The organism is Pedobacter sp. NEAU-ZC8 (assembly GCF_059278965.1).
Genome location: NZ_JCAJXC010000024.1, coordinates 1 through 24,497, shown reverse-complemented (window position 1 = coordinate 24,497; position 24,497 = coordinate 1). Strand labels below are relative to the sequence as shown.

Sequence of the window (24,497 nt, the reverse complement as noted above, 5' to 3'; positions counted from 1 at the left end):
TTAAACGACAGGTTTTACTTTATAGCCCTTCAATCCGTAAAAGAACACGATCAAAAAGCAGAATAATGGAATGATGTAGGCTATAGCGGTTGAATACTGATCGGCAAGCAGGCCCATAAGCACGGGCACAATGGCGCCACCAACGATGGACATGATCAGGAAGGATGATGCTTTTTTGGTGTGTTTCCCCAGATCTTTGATGCTTAAAGCGAAGATGGTCGGGAACATGATGGACATGAAAAAGAACAGGCCCAGTAGCGCGTAAACCGAAAACCAATGCTGCTGACTGATCACGACGACATTAAGGACCACGTTGATCAGTGCGTAGATCGCAAGCAATCTGCTCGCAGGAATGACCCGCATGAGGCTGGTGCCGACGAACCTGCCGACAGTGAATAGTATGAGTCCGATGGACAGGAATTTAGCTGCCGCTGCATTGTTGATATCCACGCCGCTTTCGGTGCAGTAATTAATGAACAAGGCGGCGATGCCTACCTGTGCGGCCACATAAAAGAACTGGGTCACTAGTCCGAAGGTGAAGTTACTGTGGCTGAACAAGGGTCTTTCGTTCAACTCCGTCGAACTGACGATCTCGGTTTCCTTGATCTCCGGCAAAGTGGTGCGCATGAAAATCCCCGCAACAACCAGCACCAGGATGCCGATGATCACATAGATCATCTTCACCGAATCCAGGTTATTGCCATCCGTTGCTGTGCTTTCGCCGAAGAAAAGATAAGAGGCAATTACAGGACCGAGGAAAGAGCCTACCCCATTGAAACATTGCGAAAGGTTGAGCCTGGTGGTTGCGGTTTCCGGATCGCCGAGGACGGTGACATAGGGGTTTGCCGCGGTTTCCAGACATGCCAGTCCGGAGGCCAGGATAAACAGGGCCAGCAGGAAAAGGTTAAAGCTGGATGCTTCAGATGCCGGGTAGAACACGAAGGCGCCAAAGGCATACAGCAGGAGCCCAAGGATAATGCCCCGCTTGTATCCGTAGCGGTTCATGAACAGGCCTGCAGGTAGCGCAACGATGAAGTATGCGCCAAAATACGCGGCCTGTAATAAGGTAGATCGACTTTTAGTGATGTTTAAGGTTTCCTGGAAATGTTTATTTAACACATCCAGCAGTCCATAAGCAAAGCCCCACAGAAAAAACAAAGAGGTGATCATCACCAGGGGCAACAGGTATTTGGTTTTAGTCATCGGTTTATATTTGGTTGGTTTTGTTTTTTCTGTGTGCTATTTCATGCTTTCAATTTAATGATTATTGCATTGTTTAGTAGTTCTTAATGCATCATCCATTCGGAAGGCAGGTCAACTGGTGCCGAGCCATTCAGGCTGTATTTCAGCTTCAGCGTGTAACCGCCGCCACCTTCCACAAAGTCGAGGGCTATAGGTTGCAAGCCTTTCTTCAAAGCTGCCTGTCCGCTTTTCTCCATCGGTGGGTGCCAGCCGTCGTTGTTAACCGTTTCCAGCGGCCCGACTTTCAGGATACCACCGTCATCACAAGTTAAGTAAAAACTATAAACCCCGTCTTGCGGAATGTTCAGGTAACCGCTAAACTTTACACCGAACGAGTCTGCAGTGGCTTCCTTCGGCACTTCAACTTTGGTTACGGTGTAGGTCGCTGCCGGTTGCCCCTTCATCAGCCTTGCACTTTTATAGGCTCCGGGGTAGTACGCGCATTGCAAGCCAGGTTTAACACTCCCAACCTGGGCTGCTGCTGCCAAAGGCTGTTTACTGTATTCCAGTTTGTAGATGTCCCCGCGGATACCGGTTTTGCTGAAGGCTGCGAGTTGAACCTTCAGGTTATCCCTGATGACCAGTGGCTTGTTCAGTTCAGTGGACTTTTCTGTTGGCTGGCTTCCATCTGTGGTGTACCGCAGCGTGAGTGTTGGCATTGATTTCCTGGGGTTCAAAGTGGTTACGTCTGTGAAGACATTCTTCTCCACCAAACCTTCAATATCTGGTAAACGGTAATTCACCTTTAGGGCTTCCAGTCGCGGGAAGTGTTGCGTTAAACGTTCCTGGTAGCTTTTGTAGAGTTCCTTGTTCGTCCACAAGCGCTCCGCCAGGGCGGTCATTCGAGGGTAGATCATGTATTCCGCACGGTTTTCCGAGGGGATCTTTTCCGCCCAGGTGTTCGCCTGTGCGCCGATGATGCCTTTTGCTTCCGTAGCAGTTAAACCCTTAGGTATTGGATTGAAGTGGTACACATTGTACACGGAGGTATGGTCCGGATCGGCGTCAAAGTACAGCGGGTTGCCCGGCGACATGATCACCTTATTGCCATTCTTCGCTGCTTTCACTGGTGCATTTGGCACCCAGGATCGCCAGTACATCACCATGGCGGTGGAGCTGATCCCGTCTTCCAGGATCTCATCCCATCCGATCAGCTGGCGACCTTTGGAGTTGAAATACTTCTCCATGTGATTGATGAAATAGCTTTGCAGTTCGGCGGAGGTCTTCAGTCCGTGTCTGGCCATGAATTCCTTGCAGACAGGTGATTTCTCCCAGCTGCTGCGATCCACTTCGTCGCCGCCAACATGGATGTACTTGCTTGGAAAGATGTCGATGATCTCGGAGAAGATGTCCTCTGCGAATTGGAATACATCGTCAGAGCAAGGGCTGATCGGCGTGGTGAATACTTCATTCCACTTGTTCTCCCCTGCACCTACCAGAAAGGGGTAGCTGTTGATGGCGGCCATCATGTGGCCCGGCATATCGACTTCGGGAATGATGGTAATGTGTTTTGCTGCTGCATAGGCAACCAGTTCTTTCAATTCTTTTTGGGTGTAGAAACCGCCGTATTGTTGCTTTCCCTTCCTGTTAACAATAAACCTGGGATCAATAGCGAAGTCGGGGTTCTCTTTGGAGCGTTCGATACACAGGGAGTCCTGGTTATTAAAGCTTCGCCATGCACCTTCTTCGGTGAGTTTAGGATACTTCTTGATCTCCACGCGCCAGCCCTGGTCGTCGGTCAGGTGCAAATGGAACTTGTTGAATTTGTATAAGGCCATCAGGTCGATAAACTTGTGCAGGTAATCCATGGAGAAGAAGTGCCGGGAGACATCCAGGTGCATGCCGCGCCAGTCATAGGCGGGCTGGTCGGCAATTTTAAGGACCGGGATGTTCAGGCTTTTAGCGAATCCTGCTTTACCTTCATTTGCCGGCAACAGCTGTCTGATGGTTTGCACCGCACGGAACATGCCCGCAGGTTCCTTGGCTTTCAGCAGCACTTCATTGGCGGTAACCTCCACTTTGTACGCTTCAGGAGCGCTGATCTGCGGATCAAACTGTAAACGGAACAGGCTTTTGCCAGTTTTGGAATTGCCAAGCGCTTTACCCAGGTACTGCGCCAAAAGTGCATTCAGCTGTGCCGCTTCATTTGCAAAGCGCTTATCTTCTGTACGGATGCTGCTGGAAAGGCTCAGGGTAAAATTACCCGTACCCATGCTTAGTGCTGTAGGGTACGGGATTAGGGCTATTTGTGTTTGTTCTTGAGCATGTAAAGGGCTGGTGATGGTGCTGCCAGCCAGGGCTATGGCTAATAAAAATCGAAGTGTAATGCGCTTCAATGGGGTATAATTCATTCTTTATATTAAGTGGTGTAGATAATTGAATGGCTTAAGGTAAGAATTTCAGTTACCATCCTGGATTCTGGCTCAGGTTTTTGTTAAGGTCCAATTCATTTTGCGGGAGCGCCCATAAGTAATCTTTGGCCGGGTTGAATGTACGTTTCTCTACCAGTACATGCTGTCCGAAGTCTGCTCTTGATGCGTTGAAGTTGTTCAGTATGCCATAAGCATTACCGTTCATCACCTGTTCAGCAATCTTCCACCTGCGGATATCGAAGAACCTGGTGTCCTCCAGTGGGAACTCCACATGTCTTTCCCTTCGGATAATCTCGCGCAGCGCTGCTTGCGAGGAAGCATTGCTTGCGGTAACAGCAGGCATGTTCACCCCTGGTCTTGATCTCACCTGATTGATGGCATCATAAACAGATTGGTCGATCTGCCCGGCTTCAACTTTTGCCTCCGCATAGGTTAAAAGCACCTCCGCGTAGCGGATCAACACGATGTCGTTCGCAGAGTTGGTTTCCCAGTTCCCACCGATCACCGTTGGAATGTATTTCTTGTAGTAATATCCAGTGAAGGAAGCATTGTTTTGTCCGATGGCATCAATGGAGCCTGCTTTGGTTACATCAATTACCTTCCCGTTGACTTCAATGTCCGGAACAACAATGGTCAGCTTAAGCCTGGGATCGCGGTTTTCAAAGGGCTTTTCAGGATCATACAATGGTGAGTTGTCGATGGTCCTGCCGTCGATGGCTTCGTAGCTATCCACCAGCGACTGCAGTGGCACTACCTGACCCCAGCCGCCCAAGGTTGGTCCGCCTACCCAGGTTGCTGTTGCATTGGCATAGGTATTTTCCAGATAGCGACCGGAAAGGATGATCTCTGAACTGTTCTTGTTGGTACCATTGAACAGGCTCAGATAATCGTTATCAATGTTATAGGTTCCCGCAGTCATAACCGCTTGTGCAGCTGTCGCGGCATTGGCCCAGTCGCCCTGATACAGGTACACCCGTGCTTTCAGCGCGTTTGCAGCACCCTGGGTAACACGACCAAGGTCTGCACTCTCATAGGTTCTTGGCAGATAGTTGGCGATGGTATCCAGTTCTTTAATGATGAAGGTCGCTACGTCAGCGCTTTTGGTTCTTGGCACATTGAATTCACTAACTTCCTGTACATGGGTTACCAGTGGCACATCACCATACATGCCGATCAGCTGCTGATAAGCATAGGCCCTCAGGAAACGGGATTCTCCAATCAGGCGGTTCCGCATGGTTTCGTTCATACCGGACACTTTGTTGATGTTGTCGAGCACGTTATTCGCCGCGCCAATCATGTTGTAGAAGTTGCTCCAGTAGTGACTGAACGTTCCCGTACTGGCCGTTGCCGTTCCGTTACCAACATACTGTACATCGGATGGCCAGTTGCTCCAGGAGTAACTGTCGTCTGTAGCGCAGGACAGGAAGATGCGGTCTGTGAAGTCGCCCATATAGCGGTAAATGTTGTTCACCGCTTGCACTGCATTTGCCTCTGTTTTCCAGTAGGTGGCACCTGAAGAAGCATCCAGCGGTTGTTTATCCAGGACATCTTTCTTGCATGCGGAAAAAGAACCGATGACTAAAGCTGCGCCTGTTACAAGATATTTAAGGTTTTTCATGTTTGTGTCTGATTAAAAGTTTGCGTTTAAACCAAAAGTGAAGGTTTTAACTTGTGGGTAGTAGCGGTTTTCATTTGGTGATTCCGGGTCGATATCATCCGCCAGTTTACTGAAGGTAAAGAGGTTCTGTCCGGAGGCAAAGATCCGAAGCTTCGAAATGCCGAAGCGTGATGCAACAGCTGAATTCAAGGTATAACCCAGCTGCATGCTTTTCACGCGCAGGTAAGATCCGCTGTTGATCCAGAAAGAGGATGCCTGGTAGTTCTGGGTGGATGTCACCAATCTTGGGAATGCTGCACCAGTGTTTTGTGGTGTCCAGCTGTCCTGGTGGATCGGCTTGAAATTACCGTCCGTACTTACCGGTGCTCTTTCCATCACCAAGGTGCTGATGTCCACCTTGGCCACCCCTTGAAGCAAGGTAGAGAAGTCAAAACCTTTATACTGCAGGTTCAGGTTAAAACCATAGGTGAAGCGTGGAATATTGCTACCCAGGTACACGCGGTCGGCGGCGTTGATCACCCCATCACCATTCTGGTCACGGTAGATCAGATCTCCTGCAGCTGTATTTGCTGTCTGCGTGGCATGAGCATCCACTTCGGCCTGCGATTGGAATATTCCATCTGCCTGATAGCCGTAGTAGGCACCAAAAGGAATTCCAGTAAAAAATCCGATGGTGTTGTTATTGTTGTCAGTCGACATATAATCGGTACCCTTCAGATCGGTGATCTTGTTTTTCACGTCAGAGAGGTTTGCCCCAACATCAAACTTGAAGTCCTCCCCGATCTTACCACTGTAGTTTACGCTGAATTCAAAACCTTTATTTTCCATGCTTCCTGCATTCTGGTAAGATGGACTGAAGCCCACAGTATTTGGAATTGGCAGCGCATATAGAATGTTGTCTGTTGTTTTTTTGTAGTAGTCGAAAGTGAATCTCAGCTTGTTTTGAAGTACGGCTAAGTCAAAACCGATATCTGTCATCGTAGTCGTTTCCCAGGTTAGTCCGCTGTTGCTATACATCGACTGGCTGGCAGCGGTATTGAGGACTCCGCCAAAAGGATAGCTGTTGTTGTAGCTGAAAGTGGATTGGTAAGGGTAGTTGAGTACGGAAGAGGAAGCACTTGCCAGTGGGTTGTCATTGCCAAGCTTACCCCATGAACCCCTTAATTTCAACTCCTGGATAAAGGTGCTATTTTCCAGGAATGCCTCTTTGGCGATGTTCCAGCCGGCGGAGAAAGATGGGAACCAACCGTAGTTTGAGCCATCGGGAAAGCGGGAAGAGCCATCACGGCGGATGTTCGCCTCCAGCAGGTATTTATCGGCATAGGAATAGTTCAATCTTCCGAACACAGAAAGCAGGAGGTATTCGGTTGATGTACCACTATTCGTGGCTGTGCTGGCTGAACCGGCATTAAGTTCTGCCAGATCCGGATCAGGGATGCCGCGACGGAAGCCGTTCAGGTTATCATAGTTTTCACTTAACCTGGATGCACCGGCCAAAAGGTTCAGGCTGTGTTTACCGAAATCTTTTTTATAGTTGACCAAACCCTGATAGTTCTGCAGCCAGTAACCTACATATTGCTTATTGATGTCGTTCTGCCCAACGGTAATGACGTTTTTGGTATCATACTGAATGTAATCAAAAGCCCTGTTATGTGCACTGTTGTAGCTCGCCTGATAGGTATCGGCAGCTGTTGCTGTTAAGGTAAGGCCCTCCAGCACCTGATAGTTTAACTTGAAGTTTCCGATGAAGAGGTTTCTTTTGTTGTTATACAAACCACCTTCTTCCTGTAAACGAACAGGATTTTGTCCGCCGCGTAAGGTCGCCCAGGTGCCGTCGGTGTATTTATCTACCGCAAGTGGGTTTGCAATGGCCGCCTGACTGAATTGGTACCATGCGGAACCGGAAACACCCTGTGGTTCTTTCTGCCCGGAGATGTTCGCAGAAATGTCTGCACTGAAATCTAAACGTTTGGAAATCTTGGCGTCAGCATTTAAGCGGACGGTTAATCTTTTGTAGTCCATATTCTTCACCAATCCTTTCTGGTCGAAGTAGTTGGTTGAGAACCGGTATTGGTTCTTCTCGGTTCCACCAGCTACTGCGATGCTGTGCTGCTGTTGGAAGCCGCTCCCGGTTAACACTTTATCCATCCAGTAATTGTCTGGATAGAGGTTCAGGTCACGGTTGGGGTTATTGTACTGGTTGATCTGCTCGTCGGAGTACACTGCACCTGCACCCGAATTGGTGTACATTTGATTAGAAAGCCGCATAAACTCCTGGGCACCCACATACCTGGACAGGCGTGTTGGGTCCTGCCAGCCGAAATAGTTGGAGTAATTGAAGGTTGTTTGCCCGCTTGCCCCTCTTTTGGTGGTGATTAAGACCACTCCGTTCGCCGCACGAACACCATAGATGGATGCCGCCGCAGCATCTTTTAATACGGACACAGAAGCGATGTCATTTGCATCCACGTTGTTCATATCGGTTTGCACCCCATCAACGAGTACCAGCGGATTGCTGTTGTTCAAGGTACCGATACCACGAATACGGATGGTTCCCTGATCACGACCTGGTTGGCCCTGGTTCTGGGTAACGGTAACACCTGAAGCGACACCTTGCAAGGCCGAAGATACCTGCCCTACTGGTTTCCAGTTCAGGTCGTCACCTTTCACAGACGATACTGCACCGGTTAAGTTCACTTTCTTCTGGGTACCGTAACCCACCACGACCACCTCCGACAGCGCCTGCACATCAGCCTTCAGCGTCACGTTGATCTCGTTCCGGTTGTTGATTGCAATTTCCTGCTTTACATAGCCAATGTAGCTGAATACCAGGGAGCCGCCGCCATCCGGCACATTGATGACGTAGTTACCATTGCTGTCTGTGGTGGTTCCACCCGTACTGCCTTTCAGGATCACGCCGACACCCGGAATCGGCGAGGAGTTCTCATCCAGTACCCGCCCTTTGATGGCTGTTTGCTGAACATCGATCACCGGTGCCAATCCGGAGGCTCCAGGGCCAGAGGAATTGATGATGATCGGAAAATGGGTAGCAGCATATACCTGATTGTACCCAAGAATGGAAGTACAGCAGGTAAAAACAGCCGCTAGAATTGGTAAAGGTTTTTTAGTCATGTCGGTTATTATCTAGGTGATATTTTAAGCTTGGGGAGTATTCGAGCTATGTAGATCAGTTTATATTTGGTTAACATTAAGTTTTCCTAAATTGGCAATTGGATACGAGGAAATGGTTGTGTATTCCCTTCAAGAATATGTACAAAACAAACATGATGCATGGCTAGAAAAATAAGTGAACAGTTGAAGCATGATCCGTCGGATGCACAGCAACATTTCAAGGACGTGAATATCAAGCTTTTCTGTTGCAGATACTGGATTTTAGACGAGTGGGAATGTAATGATCTGAGTGTACCTTTCTGGCGCATCTACCACAATGCGGTGTCCGGTTCAACCATCACCTACTCGGGTCAGCGTTTCGCCCTGAATGAAAACGTCATACTGATCATTCCGCCGAATACAGCTTTTGCCAGCCGGCTGAAACAGCGGCCGAACAATGAGGATGAGTCCATCAAAGGCAGGAAGTTCCGTGCTGATGATGATACGGCCAGGCTGCAGGCGCTTCATCAGGTGGATCACCTGTTCATTCACTTTTCCCTGGGGTATCCGCTGGACCTTGCGAATACAGGAATTATTCAGTTAAACCTGAATGAAACCACACGCACACTGCTGTACAGCATAAAGGCGGCCTGTATCGCGGATTCGATCACCAACTACCAGGAAGGACTTCGGGCGAAGATGCTGATCTCCCACTGCCTGATGCAGCTGCCGGAAACGGCCTGGGCTTCGGGTAATACGGATTACCGGATCTTGAAAGCGATTAAGTACATTGAGCAGCACTTTCATACCAGGCTGTGCAATGAAGTGCTGGCAACGCAGGCCAATATGGCGACGAACTCCTTCGCGCGCTTGTTTAAAAACTGCACCGGCATGCCGATGCAGCAATATATTCTGAGGCTGAAAGTACAGGCTGCATGTAACCTGCTGCACCACTCACAAAAATCCTTTGATGAAATTTCTTATGAATGCGGCTTTTCCGACAGGCACCATTTCTCCAAGATCTTCAAGAAGGTGCTAAAGATGAATCCTTCAAGTTACAAGCGTCAGCTAATGTTAGATTAACGATCGGGTTTTGTAGCGTCGAGGGTTAAGACTAATTATCTTTATGCGGCTCTGGCCATTTGATGTTCGAGTGATATAGCCTATTTTTTAGATCGATGAAATATTCTTATTTTCGGTAACTAAATGACTATCTAAATTAAACGCCTCATATGAAATCAAGGACCTACCTTGTGCTTTTCTATTTGTCAATTTTACTCACGACATTTTACGCTTGCAGCCAGAGTAATGAACCCCAGAAGTATATAGGTACAGCTTTGGATCCTCATGCTGGCGCCTCTCCTATTGACACAACAAAATTCAATGCAGAATATCTTCATTATAGCACTGTGAAAATTAATGGTGTTTTGCCCCTGGAGAGCAAATATGAGCAGTTTTTGGAGGAATTTGGTAAGCCGGACAGTGTTGTAAATAACCCCGAGTACGACTGTCAGGTTTATCCCGAGCCTTATCAATACGTGTATCTAAAAGGAAGTATGTTCTACTTGGTTAATGATAGCGCCAGGTTCCAGTGTATAGACTTTCGCAAGCAGCCTGACCTTGAACTTAAAACACCTGCAATCACGCTAAATGGCGAGACCACACTTGAGGATATGCAGAAATTATTTCCGAAATCAGTACGCAAAATCAGAAGTATTGAAGATCCAAGCAGCCCCCATTTACGATTTGTGGATCTTGGTGCATCTGCACCGATAACTGATGAATGGTGGATTCTCTCTTTTGATGGAAACAAGCTGGTCATGGTAGAATTATATTCTCCTTGTTGTTTTATTGCTTCTTTTTTACCAGCAGTACATGCTCGTGTTCGAGTAGCAGGTACCCCATTTCATAGCAGAAATAATAACAGGCATTTTTCTCAGTCTTATAGATGCTAGTGAAACACTGGAAATCGAAGCCTTGAGCCAGCAATTCTTTCCGGCTTACCTTGGCTTTCCCCTCGGGGTTTAATGCTAAAAGGATCTTACGGTTGCGTTTCAGCCTAAGGTTGATCTGTTTAACGTAATCTGCTTCGCTGCTGCTGAATTTAGCATGATAGGTACTTCTGCAGGCATCGTCACAAAACTTCTTGTCCGTACGACCAGCAACAGGCAGGCTGCAATTCAAACATAACTTCTTTTCCATGAAAGGCAGTATATGCAAAATGCTGCCTGAGGTGGTAATGATTTTATTAACGGTAGTCTTGTTCCATCTGGAACTTCCCTTCTAAGCGGATGTCTCTGGAACTTGCACCAACCATTACTTTAAAACTGCCTTTTTCCACCACAGGTTTCATCGAAGCATCATAGAGCATCAGATCTTCCTTTGTAAGCGTAAACTCAACCCGTCTACTTTCCCCTGCTTTAAGTTTTATTCGCTCGAAAGCTTTTAGCTGCTTTAGAGGCACTACCGTGGATGCCTTTTCATCGTGGAGGTAGAGTTGAACAACCTCATCACCAGGTACTGCGCTCGTATTGCTGACTTCAACACTAACTTTCACCAATGGGGTTTTCACTGAGCTAACACCTTGTCCTTGCACACCTTGCTCCAGGGATTGCATTTGCAAATTCTTGTAAGCGAAGCTGCTGTAACTTAAACCATGTCCAAAGCCGTAAAGCGCATCTGCAGGACCTTCTACATAGGCATGTTTCTGTTGATTCCTGTCGTTATAATACACAGGCAGCTGCCCCACGTGTCGTGGTATGGATATCGGCAATCGGCCGGCAGGGTTGTAGTCACCAAAAAGCACATCGGCAATGGCATGCCCACCTTCCTGGCCTGGGTACCAGGCATAGATGATCGCATTCAGGTTTTCGGCAGGCCAGTTCATGTTTAAAGGGCGCCCCCCGATGAACACCAGGACCACTGGCTTTCCTGTTGCCGTCACGGCCTTGAGCAGCTCCAGCTGTTTGCCCAGCAGATCGAGTGATTGGCGGTCAAAGCCTTCACCACTTTCCATGTCACTCAGCTGTTCAGATTTAGCCGAACTCACGGTGGCAGCGCCGGTGCTGATGTATTCCGTCTTGAAGTCACGTGCACTGGAGCCACCCAATACCAGCACCGCTATATCGGATGCCTCAGCAGCCTTCACCGCAGCGGCAATATCCACATCGCTGGTGTCACGGATATCGCAGCCTTTTACATAATTAACTTTCACATGTGCCGGCAATTTCGCTTTGATACCCTCCAGTGGAGTGACAATATTATCCTCCGCTTGCGGCGCGGTATAATCGCCAAGCTGGTTGTAAATATTATTAGCATTCGGACCTATTACGGCGATAGATTTGATCTGCTTGCTGAGTGGCAGGGTCTGCTTTTCATTTTTCAGCAGGATCATCGATTCCTGTGCAACTTGTCGTGCGACTGCAATAGCAGCCTGGTTACGCACTTGCTTTTTCGCCTGACCTGGATCTACATAGGGGTTTTCAAATAGCCCCATTTGAAACTTCAACTTCAGCACCCGTTTAACCGCTTCGTCAAGCCGGGCCATTTCTACGGCATTGCTTTCTATGGATTCCCCAAGCTTTGCATATGCCGTGCCGCCAAGGTCATTATCCACACCCGCGTTAAGTGCGAGTGTTGCAGCTTCCGCTAAAGAGCCAGCAATGCCATGGTTGCCTGCTAGTCCGTTTACGCTACCCAGATCGGATACGACGAAGCCTTTGAAACCCCACTGCTCCCGCAGGATATCTTTCAACAGGAATGGATTTGCGGTACAGGGTACCCCGTCAATGGCATTGTAGGCAGTCATGATGGATAAAGCACCGGCTTCCACTGCAGCCTTAAAGGGCGGCAGATAGCTCTGGTACAATTCCCGCAGGCCCACACTTACCGGGCCACCATTGTGCCCACCTTCCGGTACCCCGTAGGCGGTGAAATGCTTCAGTGTAGAAATGATGTTTACCCCACTGCCTAGGTTACTGCCCTGAAAGCCCTTCACCATAGCAGCACCCATCATGCTGTTCAGAAAAGGATCTTCGCCATAGGTTTCTTCCACCCGCGACCACCTTGGTTCTCTGGCCAAATCCAGCACGGGCCCGTAGCCAATGTGCCCACCCTGTAGCCTGGCTTCCCGGGAGATCGTCTCTGCCATCTTGCCAATCAGGATTGGATTCCAGGTGCTGCCCTGCCCAATGGCCGTCGGGAACACCGTCGTACCAATGGCCATGTGCCCATGTGGACATTCTTCCGCGATAAAAATGGGGATGCCTAAACGGGAATGCTCCAGGTTATATTTCTGCAACATGTTTGTCGCCTGTGCCGCGGTATAAGGATTCAGTCCCGTGGCAAGGGTTTTCTGCGTCCATGGATCTGCCCGCAAGGTTGCCCAAAGATTACCAACCCTGTGTTCGGTTAAAGCCTTTTTGAACTTCTCCGAAACGCTGATCTTGTCGCCGGACTTATCGTACATCTCCCAACCCAGATGCGTCACCAGCTGCCCTAGTTTTTCCTCTATGGTCATCCTGCCAATCAGGTCCTCTACCCGCGCATCAACAGGCGCTTTCGCTTCTTTATACAAAGGCTTTTGCTGCGCAGCAGACCAGCATGGCAAGAGACTAAGGACAGTGAATAGGATCAGGGGAGCAAGGCGGGTTCGGGTGTTCATAAGATAGGTTTTATTCGAAGTACTTATTGCTAATTCAATTTATTGGAGATGGAAGCGCGCTTAGAGCATAAAGATGCCAACAAGCGGCACCACAACTTGCAGGATTGACTACTTTGCCTGGTAGGAAAATGCAAGGGCGCCAAAAAGATCAGGGTTATTTTTCAATGACTCGGGTAATTGAACCCTTACCACCTTATCTTTTAGCGTCCATTTAACAGGCTTACCGGTATTCAGTAGTGTTACAACACTGCCTTTCGCAGGCGGGTTGCCTTTCCAGCTGATCATTTTCCCAGGCTTACCAGAAGCATCCAGGCAATGGATCGCATATTTCATTTGCCCATCCTTGCTCTGGCTGAACCAGGTATTTCCATCCACATAATCCTTGGTGATGCGTGTGCCATAAATGGCCTTGCCATTAACCTTTAACCAGCGACCAATTTCCTCCAGTCTTGAAACTGCAACCGCCGGCAATAATCCGTCCGGCTGCGGTCCTACACCAAGGAGCAAACTTCCACCTTTCGCCACCACTTCTGCCATCGCTTTGATCACTGCTGATGCAGGTTTATACTGGTCGTTTTTCACAAAGCCCCAGGCATTGCCCAAGGTTAGACAGCTCTCCCAGGGATGGTCCAGCTGCTTCTCCGGGATCTTTTGCTCTGGCGTTTGGTAGTTTTCATAAGGACCATGCACGGTGCGGTCAACCATCAGTAAACCGGGCTGCTTGGCCCTGGCCATCGTTGCGATCTTCGGCATGTCGATCTGCTGGTCCCATTCGGGGATGGCAGCACCCCAGCTGCGCACCTCGTCATTTACGGTTTCCAGCGGGCGCACCCAGCCGCCATCAAGCCATAGAATGTCAATGGAGCCATAGTTGCTCATCAGCTCCGAAAGCTGGTTGTGCGTAAAGGTTTTGAACTGATTCCAGCGCCATGGGTGTTTACGGATATCGTAATTGGTATTGCGGTCCGGGGTCGCGTATTTTGACCACCAGAAGTATTGAGAGTGCCAGTCCGGCTTGGAGAAATAAGCACCAATCATGAAGTCGCGCTTGCGGAAAGCATCAAAAATGTGTTTGGCGACATCCTTCCGCGGGTTTCTTGCAAAAGGCCCTTTGGCAATGCTGAAATCAGATTGTTTGGTGTCGAACATGGCAAAGCCATCATGATGTTTGGTCGTAAACACCATGTACTTCATACCCGCGTCTTTACCGGCCTTCGCCCATTGCTCCGGATCAAACTTCAGCGGATTAAATTCCTTACTTAATCCCCAGTACCACTTCTTGTAATCTTCATAAGCGATGGTGCTGTCGCGCTCGATCCAGGGTTCTGAGCAAAGCTCCCAGGACTCGATGATACCCGGAACAGCGTACAGCCCCCAGTGGATCAGCATGCCGAACTTCTGGTCCTGCCATTGATCCAGCTTCTGGCGGACTTCAGGTTCTTTTGGCCATTCGTAAGTGCTGCTTTGCTGATGCACACCGTTCTGTGCCTGCGCCTTGCCATATGCTGAGAGTGCTAAGAGTAAGAGTAGGTAGGTTCTAATCCGCATGGAGCTGTTTTGGTTGTTGATGTATGATTTATTTTAAGGCTGATGAATCTATTTCCGAATCCCGAGCTCGGCAACTGTAATGCCTTTACCATCCAGACTACGTTTCCCGACAAAGCGGATGTAACGCGCTTGTACCTTTTCCTTCAAACTGATCACCTGTTCTATCGGATTTGCCCGAATGTTGGAGAACTCGCCTGAAACAACCTCCCTGTAAGTTTCACCATCTTCACTTACATAGAAGCTATACTGATCTGCAACGCCATCTACCTTTTTGTCCTGTCTCGGCAAATAGGTGAATGCAGAAATCCCGACAGGGAAACCAAGGTCAATATCAATACTGGCAGGCTTAAATTCAGCAGTACTTTCCGCAGTCCAGAGGGTAGCAGGATTACCGTCTATGGCGTTTTGAGCCTGATCACCTGCAGCAGGAGCAATTATTTTCCAACCGCTTTTACTTACCTCAGCAGCGTTTGTAACGGGCGCTGAAGCCACCTCCTTAGACTTTGGCTCCATATACAGACCGAAGTCGCTCAGGGCAATGCTCACTGGAGATTTGCTGATGGTTAACCGCAGTTGTTTTGCTTTCACAGGTTCCGCTAAACGGATCAAACGGTTCGCCCCAATGCTTGTTGCTGCACCAATCTTCTCCCATTTATTATTCCGCATGGCTTCGACTTCCACAGCTTCAATGCGCTGTCCGAGTTTTATATTTTCTCTCAGGCGGATCACGTTAAAGGTCCGCTCTTCCGGCAGCACCATGGTTAATGTTGGCGTATGTACCGCATCATCGGTGCTCCAGTAAGAATAGCGATCCTCATCCAGCAGATTTGCAGGGCCGAACCTGGCGGCACCTTTTGCCCGGATGTTCGATGCTTTAAGCGTTGCACCTTTTGCCAGGTTGGTTTTAAAGGTTTCACGCACTAAGTCGCCAAAGCCTTTTAAGGCGTTCACATCGGTATCATCCAGTAGCCCATCGCGGTTTGGAGATAAACCAAGATCCAGGTTTGCACCACGGCCAACGCTCTTGTAGTACAGGTCCATTAAGACAGCAGGCGATTTCACCTGATGGTTCTGGTTGGCGTGGTAAAACCATCCCGGACGGAGGGAGACATCCGCCTCTGCAGGCATCCAATATTTACCATTTCTTGTGCCTTCAATACCTCTGAGGTGCTGCACATACCCATTTGCTGGAGTTTTGCCTGCATCTGGTGCCAGGGGCGTATAGGTTGCCCAGCTGGTTTCTCCCGCATGACCTTCCTCGTTACCCACCCAACGTACATCCGGCCCTACGTCTCCGAAGATTACTGCAGCGGGCTGCATCTTCCTGGTAATGGCCCAGGTATTCAGCCAGTCATAATAGGTGGTCCGGTCGATCTTGCGGGTTTCATTTGCACCGCCATAATAGCCATCGCCACCATTGGCGCCGTCATGCCAAGAGATGAACAGCTTTCCGTAGTTGCTGTACACCTCACGGAGCTGCTCACGATATAGCTCCAGGTATTTCGGCGTGCCGTAATGTGGACTGTTGCGGTCCCATGGGGAAACGTAAACCCCCAGCTTCATGCCCAAGGCATCACAGGCTTCGCGATATTCCTGCAGCATATCACCTTTACCATCCTTCCAGGGGGTATTGCTGATGTTGTGTTCAGTGGTTTTCGTTGGCCAGATGCATAGACCGTCATGGTGCTTGGCAACCACAACCACACCTTTGAAGCCTGCGGATTTGGCTGTCGCCACAATCTGTTTTGCATCAAACTTCACCGGATTAAGAATCTTGGGATCTTCATCCCCAAAACCCCATTCCTTGTCTGTATAGGTGTCTACACCGAAGTGAATCAGTGCATACATCTCCATTTCGTGCCATTCCAACTGTGCAGGTGTCGGTAAAGCACCGTAGGGTTTGGGTGGCGACTGGCTGAAGCCAAATAGACTGGACATGCATAGCAGCGAGGATACGCAGAGGGATTTTGAAGATGTGGTTCTTTTCATGCTTAGGTTTTTAACTGATATCTTCTTCAGCCTGCTCAATCCTGACGGGTTGTATGGCAAGCTGATATTTATCTTCATCAAATTCTTTTTCACTTTTGGCAATCACAATTGTGGCGATGCCATTACCGATCATGTTGGTAATGGCCCGCGCTTCAGACATAAAGCGATCTACGCCAAGCAGAATAGCGATATGTTCTACCGGCATAATCTTCAGTGCCGTTAATGTAGAGGCCAGTACAATAAAGCCGCTGCCCGTTACGCCGGCAGCACCTTTAGAGGTTACCATCAGCACCGCCAGAATGGTTAACTGCTGACCAAGATCTAAGGGTACATGGAAAACCTGTGCCAGGAAGATCACGGCCATGGACAGGTAAATCGCTGTTCCATCTAGATTAAAGGAGTAACCTGTCGGGATAACCAGTCCTACGACCGACTTCTTACAGCCAATGGCTTCCATTTTCTGCATCATACTTGGCAGCACAGATTCTGAAGACGAGGTTCCAAGTACGATCAGGATTTCCTGACGGATGAACTTCAGGTAGCTCCATAAGGAGAATTTATAATAACGGCAGATGCCATTTAGGACCACAAAGATGAAAAGGAAGCAGGTCAGGTACACGGAGCCCATCAGCTTGGCCATAGGCAAAAGCGTATGCAGACCGTAAGTACCCACACTATAGGCCATGCCCCCGAAAGCACCAATCGGTGCGAGGCGCATCACGATCTTCATGATGTTGAAGAATACTTTAGAGACTTTGTCCAGGCCCCTCAACACAGAAGCACCTTCAGCGCCCATCTTGTTCAGCCCATAGCCGAAAAGGATGGCAAAGAAAAGTATCTGCAGAATATCACCTTTGGTAAATGATTCGAAGATGTTTTTGGGAATGATGTGGAAGAAGAACTCCGTCCAGTCGATACTTTCACCCTGTTCTGTGTAGGATTTGATCTTGGAGACGTCACCATCCGCAGCCGGGACACCTACACCAGGTTTCAGTACATTGGCCACAACCAGTCCGATGGCGATGGCCAGTGTGGAAACGATCTCAAAGTAAAGCAGTGCTTTTCCACCCACACGGCCAACCTTTTTCATATCGCCCATATGGGCAATACCTAAAACAATGGTCAGGAACACGATTGGTGCGATCAGCATGGTGATCAGGTTAATGAAGCCCTGACTGATCAGCTTAGCCTGCGCTGCGAAGCCAGGAACAAATGTACCCACCAGAATACCGAGGGTAATTGCAAAAAGGACCTGGAAAGTTAGATTCGCAGCAATTTTCTTCATTTGCCGATATTACGAATTTTGGCGCATTTAGCCGCAAGGCCTAAGTACCTGATTCGTTACGTAAGCGAATGTTTTTATAAGAAAGGCAGGCTGCTGACAGCTAATTGAACGTTGAAGCAGCCGGAGCTAAGTTGCGATGCCGCCCGAGTAAAACTGCAGGTCGTACAATCGCTTGTAATAACCTTCGAACTTAAGCAGCTCCTGGTGTGTGCCTTTTTCCTTGATCTCGCCCTTATCGAGCACAATGATCAGGTCTGCTTTTTGAATGGTAGACAGCCTGTGCGCGATAACGATTGCGGTACGACCACTCATCAAATTATCAATGGCATGCTGGATCAGCAGCTCCGTTTCGGTATCTACAGAAGAGGTGGCCTCATCCAGCACGAGGATAGATGGATTGTACACCAAGGCACGAATGAAAGAGATGAGCTGCGCTTGTCCTGCGGACAAGGTAGAGCCACGCTCCATCACATTGTACTGGTATCCGCCCGGCAGTCGCTGGATAAAATCGTGCGCACCCACTTTCTTCGCTGCATCCACCACTTCTTCCATGGTGATTTCCGGATTGTTCAGTGTGATGTTATTGAATATGGTATCTGAAAACAGAAAGACATCCTGAAGTACCGTTGCGATGTTGCTCCTCAGGTAGTCCAGATCATACTTGTGAATATTCACGCCATCAACCAGCACCTCTCCTTTCTGAATCTCGTAGAAGCGGTTCAGGATGTTTATGGTGGACGATTTACCGGCTCCTGTGGCACCAACCAGCGCCACGGTTTGCCCTGCCTTCACCTCAAAGCTCAGGTCTTTCAACACATACTGCTCATCGTTGTAGGCAAACCATACGTTTTTAAACGCGATCTGCCCCTCCATCGTCACCGGTTTATAGGTGCCTGTGTTGCTGGTCAGCTCATCGGTATCCAGCACTTTGAACACGCGCTCGGCACCCACCATCCCCATCTGCAGGGTATTAAACTTATCGGCAAGCTCTCGTATCGGCCGGAACAGCATGCTGATATACAACAGGAACTCGGTGATGGTACCCGGCGTTACATCCATGGGTTTCTCCAGGATACTCTTGGCGCCATACCAAACCAACAATCCCATCGACATCGCGGATATAATCTCCACCACTGGAAAAAAGATGGAATAATACCAGTTGGAACGGATGTTCGCATCGCGATAACGGGAGTTAATCTTCTTAAACTTCCGGTATTCTTGTTCCTCACGGGCGAAATACTGGATGATGGAAATGCCGGTGATGTGCTCCTGCAGGTAGGTATTCAGGTTGGACACCTCGGTACGGATCTCCTGGAATGCCGATTTAATGGCTTTTTGAAAAATGGATGTAGCTACGATCAGCAAAGGCAATGGCAGTAGCACAATGATGGTCAGCGCTACATCCCGGTATAACATCACAGCAATGATCACGATCACCATCAGCACGTCGCCGATGATCACGATCAGCCCTTCAGAAAATATATCAGCAATGGTCTCCAGATCGGAAACCGTACGGGTGATCAGCTGCCCGATTGGCGTACGATCAAAGAACTTCAGCCGCAGTTTAGTGATGTGGTTAAAGACAGCGGCGCGGAGATCTTTAATGGCCGACTGTCCCAGCGTATTTGTCAGTAACGTGTGGCTGTACTGAATTACACTTTGCAGCACCAATAACACGATCATCAGTATGGTCATGTTCAGCAGGCCTTGATAATCACCTTTAAGGATATGCTCGTCCAGTGTATATTTAATCAGGAAGGGCCTTACCGGCGCCACCAGTGCCAATAGAATTGTCAGGATAACGGAATAGATGAAAATGTTCTTGTAAGGTTTTACATATTGAAAAACCCTTTTTAACAAGTTTATGTTAATTACGTCACCTGTGATTTTTGACATTTTACTTTACAAATGGGTAAGTCACACGAACCAGGTACAGGCCACAGGCCGGCACCGATTGTCCCGCATTACTCCGGTTTTTACTATTTATAATATCTGCAATGGCCTCCACTGGAATTTCTTTCTTACCAACGCGGATCAGCGTGCCAACAATTGCCCGAACCATATTCCGCAGGAAGCGATCTGCTTCAATACGGAAAACCAGGCCATCCTCCGCCCATTCAAACCTTGCCATGCTGATCTTGCAGTTGTTGGTGAAAGTTTGGGTGTTCGACTTACTAAAACACGAGAAGTCGGTATATTGTTGAATGATTTCCGCAGCCTTATTCATCGCTTCCACGTCGAGGTCGCCTTTGAACAACCAGGAACGGTTCAGTTTAAAAGGATCCTTATGGAAGTGCAGGTAGTATTTATAGGCACGTGATGTAGCATGAAAGCGGGCATGTGCATCAGGCGCCACGGGAAAGATCCGCTTGATGGCAATGTCGTATGGCAGCAGGGCATTGATGCTTCCGACATACTGATTCAGCTTTTCGGCATCTACATCCTGCAGGTCCACATGCGCAAAAAACTGCGTGGCATGAACACCCGTGTCGGTACGCCCACATCCAAGCGAGCTAACAGACTGCCGGAAGAAGGTTGTAAGCGCCTTATCCAGACATTCCTGCACACTTAATGCATTCGGCTGAATCTGCCAGCCATGATACGCCGTACCATTGTAAGCCAGTTCTATGAAAAAACGATTTGAAGTCACTCCTGCAAAAGTAGTTGTTTAAGGGTTTAAACATCGTGTTTTTTGAAGTGCGATTATTTACCTTATGTAAATTCTCCTAAGCACTTCCATTTTCTTCGTCAGCACGCAGCACTACACAAACGTCATCTCCTTTTATCCGCTTTTCATATAAAAATGTATTTTTGATCAAAAAACAGAACCTGATGATACAAAGAATACAAACCATATGGTTTTTCCTGGCTGCCTTGAGCATATCCCTACTGTTGATGACCCCTATTGTGAGCAAAGTGGTTAATGATTCGGAATACTGGATTAATGCCATCGGACTCTATCAGCAGACGAATGGTAAAACGGTGATTGATCTATTTATCCCGGTGGCCATCCTAACCATCCTGAGTGCAGTGCTTTTATTGTTCACGATATTTAGCTTCCGTGACCGTAAGAAGCAAAAGAACTTTGCGCTGATCAGCCTGATCTTTATCTTAATTTTGTCAGTTTTGACCTATATCTATGTAGCTAAGATGCCCGGCGGACTGGAAGGTGTAAGCTACGAACTCGGTGCTTTCCTTCCTTTAATTTCGATCATATTCATCGGTTTAGGCGTTCGAGGCGTCAATAATGACGAGAAGCTGATCAAATCAGCCGACAGGCTCCGCTAACAAATACACCTAAACAGCTGATTTTTAAACCCATATAACCCCACAGCCGATCCTTGATCGGCTGTTTTTATTTACTTCGCTATCAATGAAATACGGATTAAAAACCTTACCTTTGCGGCTTAATTAAAAAAGTTAAAATGAATAACCCATTCAAATTATTGGGGATAAGTGATGACGTTGTTAATGCTGTAACGGATTTAGGTTTCGAAAATCCAACACCTATTCAGGAGCAAGCTATTCCTGTATTGTTAGAGGGCAGTAACGACTTTGTTGGTTTGGCCCAAACAGGAACAGGAAAGACAGCCGCATTTGGATTGCCGCTGATTGAGCTTATCGACTTTAAGCTCAACAAGCCTCAGGCATTAATTTTATGCCCTACAAGAGAGCTTTGTTTGCAGATTGCGAGCGACATCAAGAATTACTCAAAAAACATCTCTGGTGCTAGCGTGGTTGCCGTTTACGGTGGCGCGAACATTATGCAGCAATTGCGTGAGATTAGAAACGGTGTACAAATTGTTGTGGCTACACCGGGCCGTATGTTAGACATCATCGGCCGTAAAGCAATAGACTTCTCCAGCGTGAAGTATGTTGTATTAGACGAAGCCGATGAAATGTTAAACATGGGCTTCCAGGAAGACATTAACGAAATTTTGTCTACAACACCTGACGATAAAAAAACATGGTTGTTTTCTGCTACTATGCCTCCTGAGGTTAGAAGAATAGCGAGAAACTACATGGACAACCCTACGGAATTAACCATGGGTACCAAAAACACTGGTAACGTTAATATCGAGCACGAGTACTACCAAGTACGTGCAAGAGATAAATATGCTGCCCTTAAACGTATCGTAGATTTTAACCCTGAAATCTTTGCAGTTGTTTTTTGTAAAACTAAACTGGATACCCAGGATGTTGCAGAGCACCTGATTAAAGATGGTTACAATGCAGATGCTTTACACGGTGACCTTTCTCAACAACAACGTGATAAGGTAATGCAACGTTTCCGCGACCGTAACATGCAGTTGTTAATTGCTACTGATGTTGCAGCACGTGGTATCGACGTAAACAATGTTACGCACGTAATCAACTACTCTTTACCTGATGAGATCGAAAGCTACACTCACCGTAGCGGTCGTACCGGTAGAGCTGGTAAAACCGGTATCTCTATCTGTATCATCAACTCTAAAGAGATTGGTAAAATTCGTCAGATCGAAAGAATCATTGGTAAACAATTTACCAAAGCTGAACTTCCTACAGGCTTTGACGTATGTGAGAAACAACTATTCTCCCTGATCCACAAAGTACAGAACGTAGAAGTTAATGAAAGCCAGATCGACCAGTACATCCCTAGAATTATGGATGAGTTTGCTGAGTTGAGCAAAGAAGATGTGATCAAACGTTTTGCTTCCCTGGAGTTTAACCGCTTCCTGGAATACTACAAAAATGCACCTGATCTTAATGCAGCAGCAGATGAGCGTGGTGTACGTGGCGAAAGAGGCGAGCGTGGCGAACGTGGTTCAAGAAGCAGTGAAGGTTATACCCGTCTGTTCATTAACCTTGGTTCAGTAGATGATTTCACCCGTGGCGACTTGTTATCTTTCGTTTGTAATAACGGTAAGATCAGCGGTAAGAACGTTGGTAAAATTGACCTTAAAGGTGTTTACTCTTTCTTCGAAGTTGAAAACGAAGCTGTTGACTCCCTATTCAATAACTTTAAAGGTATTGAATTCAACAACCGTGGCGTAAGGATTGAAAAATCTGGTGACGCTCCGGTGAGCAGCGACAGAGGCGAACGCAGAAGCGGTGGTTACGGTGGCGGTGGTCGTCGTGATGGCGGTGAACGCAGAAGCTATGGCGGTGGCGGCAGACGTGAAGGCGGTAACAGCGGTGGTGGTTTCAGAGATTTCTCTGGCCGTAGCCGTGATGACAAAGCTGGAAGCGGAAGACGTGATGGCGGTGGCGATAGAAGACGTAGATCTTAATCAAAACATATAAATAAAAAAAGGCGGATCAATGATCCGCCTTTTATTTTTACTGAGAATTTTAAAAAGGTCAATATATTGTTGTTATGCAAAATGTGTTGGCTGTTCGTGTCAGTTCAGATCGGGCTAGGTAGGCTATATGTTATACCGTAAAAAAGGTTGAACGACACGATTTTATTCTCAGGAGTCTGAACAGTACTTAAGGCCATAACTAGGAGCCTGGATAAAACAAAAGGATAGACGAAGGGGAATTAAGTCGATACGATCTAAATTCTTGATTATGGCTATTACAAAACAATCAGTTGGGATAGATATCTCACAAGCTACATTTACAGTATGTCTGTGTCAGCGTGCAGAGAATGGCGAATTAGCGTTCTCAAAAGTAGTAACCTTTGGCAATGATACTAAAGGTTTTAACCAAATGCTTCGCTGGGCCAAGGGCGCTATCGCCATCGGACCAGAGCTTGTGTTTCTAATGGAAGCCACGGGTGTTTATTACGAAAATTTGGCACACCATTTACATAAAGTAAAGAAAAGGGTTCATGTGGTGCTTCCTAACACCTCTAAACACTACTTTTCGAGCTTAAACATCAAGACCAAGACAGATGCTGTTGATGCAAGGATCTTAAGTCAGCTTGGAGTAGAGCGGACTCATAAGCTTTGGACTCCACCTCCTGCCGCCTTATTACAGCTGAGGAATCTAACCAGATATTATGTTCAGCTACAAGAACAAAAAACTAGCCTTGGCAACATCAAGCACAGTAAGGACGCTTCGCACGATGTTCAAAGCTTCATTCTCAAGAGTAATAAAAAGTTGATTGAAGATATCGACAAAGAAATTGCAAAAACGTTAAAAGAGATAAAAAGGCTTATAGAAACAGACAGCAACCTGAAAGAAAGAATAACAAAGCTGCTCACCATAAAGGGAGTAGGTTTGATTACCATAGCTACTATCCTGGCCGAAACTATGGGATTTGAGCATTTCAGGAATGCTAAACAACTGGTAAGTTATTCAGGCTATGATGTCGTGCAAAGAGAATCAGGAACCTCCATAAAAGGCAAGACCAGAATCTCTAAAAAAGGCAATCGGTACATCAGAAATGCATTGTACTTCCCGGCAATGGTCGCTTGCAGATTCAATCCTGGTCTAAAAGAAATGTATACAAGAATCAATCAAAACAAACCCTCAAAGATGATTGGACAAGTTGCCATTCAAAGAAAGCTATTAATATTGATCTATACTTTATGGAAGAATGATACGGAGTTCATTGAGGGCTATAAACTAAGTAGTCCCAACCCGAAAGTTGAGACTACGCTAGATAGTTCCATAGTCGAACTTCTTTGAAATACAAAAATACTTTTTTGTCTAAAATGTTTGCAATTTATAACAGTACCTTTT

At 47.5% G+C, this 24,497-nt stretch carries 15 protein-coding genes; 5 read left to right on the top strand and 10 right to left on the bottom strand.

Features of this window, described 5'->3' with window-relative positions:
* The 4 genes from fucP to AC5WJX_RS16365 all read right to left on the bottom strand — a co-directional run bounded on the left by fucP (position 1) and on the right by AC5WJX_RS16365 (position 8,364).
* A complete protein-coding gene (fucP, locus tag AC5WJX_RS16380) occupies positions 1–1,203 on the bottom strand; it encodes an L-fucose:H+ symporter permease (RefSeq protein ID WP_494485376.1) in 1,203 nt (400 codons plus the stop codon).
* A gap of 83 nt (positions 1,204–1,286) precedes the next feature.
* On the bottom strand, positions 1,287–3,593 hold the full coding sequence (locus AC5WJX_RS16375; protein WP_494485375.1) for a family 20 glycosylhydrolase: 2,307 nt from the start codon (positions 3,591–3,593) through the stop codon (positions 1,287–1,289).
* A gap of 52 nt (positions 3,594–3,645) precedes the next feature.
* Complete coding sequence (locus AC5WJX_RS16370; protein WP_494485374.1) at positions 3,646–5,232, bottom strand: RagB/SusD family nutrient uptake outer membrane protein; 1,587 nt, start codon at positions 5,230–5,232, stop codon at positions 3,646–3,648.
* A 12-nt stretch (positions 5,233–5,244) separates the two neighbouring features.
* Positions 5,245–8,364, bottom strand: coding sequence for a SusC/RagA family TonB-linked outer membrane protein (locus AC5WJX_RS16365; RefSeq protein WP_494485373.1), 3,120 nt, complete (start codon positions 8,362–8,364; stop codon positions 5,245–5,247).
* Positions 8,365–8,523: 159 nt separating this feature from the next.
* On the opposite strand from AC5WJX_RS16365, the gene AC5WJX_RS16360 reads away from it, so the two are divergent.
* Complete coding sequence (locus AC5WJX_RS16360) at positions 8,524–9,426, top strand: helix-turn-helix domain-containing protein (protein WP_494485372.1); 903 nt, start codon at positions 8,524–8,526, stop codon at positions 9,424–9,426.
* A gap of 149 nt (positions 9,427–9,575) precedes the next feature.
* Positions 9,576–10,298: a hypothetical protein gene (locus AC5WJX_RS16355; RefSeq protein ID WP_494485371.1), complete on the top strand. Its 723-nt coding sequence runs from the start codon at positions 9,576–9,578 to the stop codon at positions 10,296–10,298.
* A gap of 293 nt (positions 10,299–10,591) precedes the next feature.
* Here the strand turns inward: AC5WJX_RS16355 and AC5WJX_RS16350 are convergent, their stop codons facing one another.
* From AC5WJX_RS16350 to truA, 6 genes are all read right to left on the bottom strand, one after another.
* Positions 10,592–13,006 (bottom strand): glycoside hydrolase family 3 N-terminal domain-containing protein, encoded by a 2,415-nt coding sequence (locus AC5WJX_RS16350; protein ID WP_494485370.1) that lies wholly within the window; start codon positions 13,004–13,006, stop codon positions 10,592–10,594.
* Positions 13,007–13,114: 108 nt separating this feature from the next.
* Positions 13,115–14,554: an alpha-L-fucosidase gene (locus AC5WJX_RS16345; protein WP_494485369.1), complete on the bottom strand. Its 1,440-nt coding sequence runs from the start codon at positions 14,552–14,554 to the stop codon at positions 13,115–13,117.
* A gap of 48 nt (positions 14,555–14,602) precedes the next feature.
* Positions 14,603–16,543, bottom strand: coding sequence for an alpha-L-fucosidase (locus AC5WJX_RS16340; protein WP_494485368.1), 1,941 nt, complete (start codon positions 16,541–16,543; stop codon positions 14,603–14,605).
* A gap of 10 nt (positions 16,544–16,553) precedes the next feature.
* Positions 16,554–17,828, bottom strand: coding sequence for a dicarboxylate/amino acid:cation symporter (locus tag AC5WJX_RS16335; protein ID WP_494485367.1), 1,275 nt, complete (start codon positions 17,826–17,828; stop codon positions 16,554–16,556).
* A 126-nt stretch (positions 17,829–17,954) separates the two neighbouring features.
* The gene (locus AC5WJX_RS16330; protein ID WP_494485366.1) at positions 17,955–19,724 is read right to left on the bottom strand and encodes an ABC transporter ATP-binding protein; all 1,770 of its coding nucleotides are present in this window, start codon (positions 19,722–19,724) and stop codon (positions 17,955–17,957) included.
* Position 19,725: 1 nt separating this feature from the next.
* Positions 19,726–20,478, bottom strand: a complete 753-nt coding sequence (gene truA / locus AC5WJX_RS16325) for a tRNA pseudouridine(38-40) synthase TruA (RefSeq protein WP_494485365.1) — start codon at positions 20,476–20,478, stop codon at positions 19,726–19,728.
* Positions 20,479–20,660: 182 nt separating this feature from the next.
* Between truA and AC5WJX_RS16320 the strand changes: the two genes are divergently transcribed.
* The 3 genes from AC5WJX_RS16320 to AC5WJX_RS16310 all read left to right on the top strand — a co-directional run bounded on the left by AC5WJX_RS16320 (position 20,661) and on the right by AC5WJX_RS16310 (position 24,443).
* Positions 20,661–21,116, top strand: coding sequence for a DUF4293 domain-containing protein (locus AC5WJX_RS16320; RefSeq protein WP_440428034.1), 456 nt, complete (start codon positions 20,661–20,663; stop codon positions 21,114–21,116).
* Positions 21,117–21,253: 137 nt separating this feature from the next.
* Entirely contained in the window at positions 21,254–23,098 is a 1,845-nt protein-coding gene (locus tag AC5WJX_RS16315; RefSeq protein WP_440428036.1) for a DEAD/DEAH box helicase, read from the top strand.
* Positions 23,099–23,378: 280 nt separating this feature from the next.
* The gene (locus AC5WJX_RS16310; RefSeq protein ID WP_494483982.1) at positions 23,379–24,443 is read left to right on the top strand and encodes an IS110 family RNA-guided transposase; all 1,065 of its coding nucleotides are present in this window, start codon (positions 23,379–23,381) and stop codon (positions 24,441–24,443) included.
* Positions 24,444–24,497 lie beyond the last annotated feature (54 nt).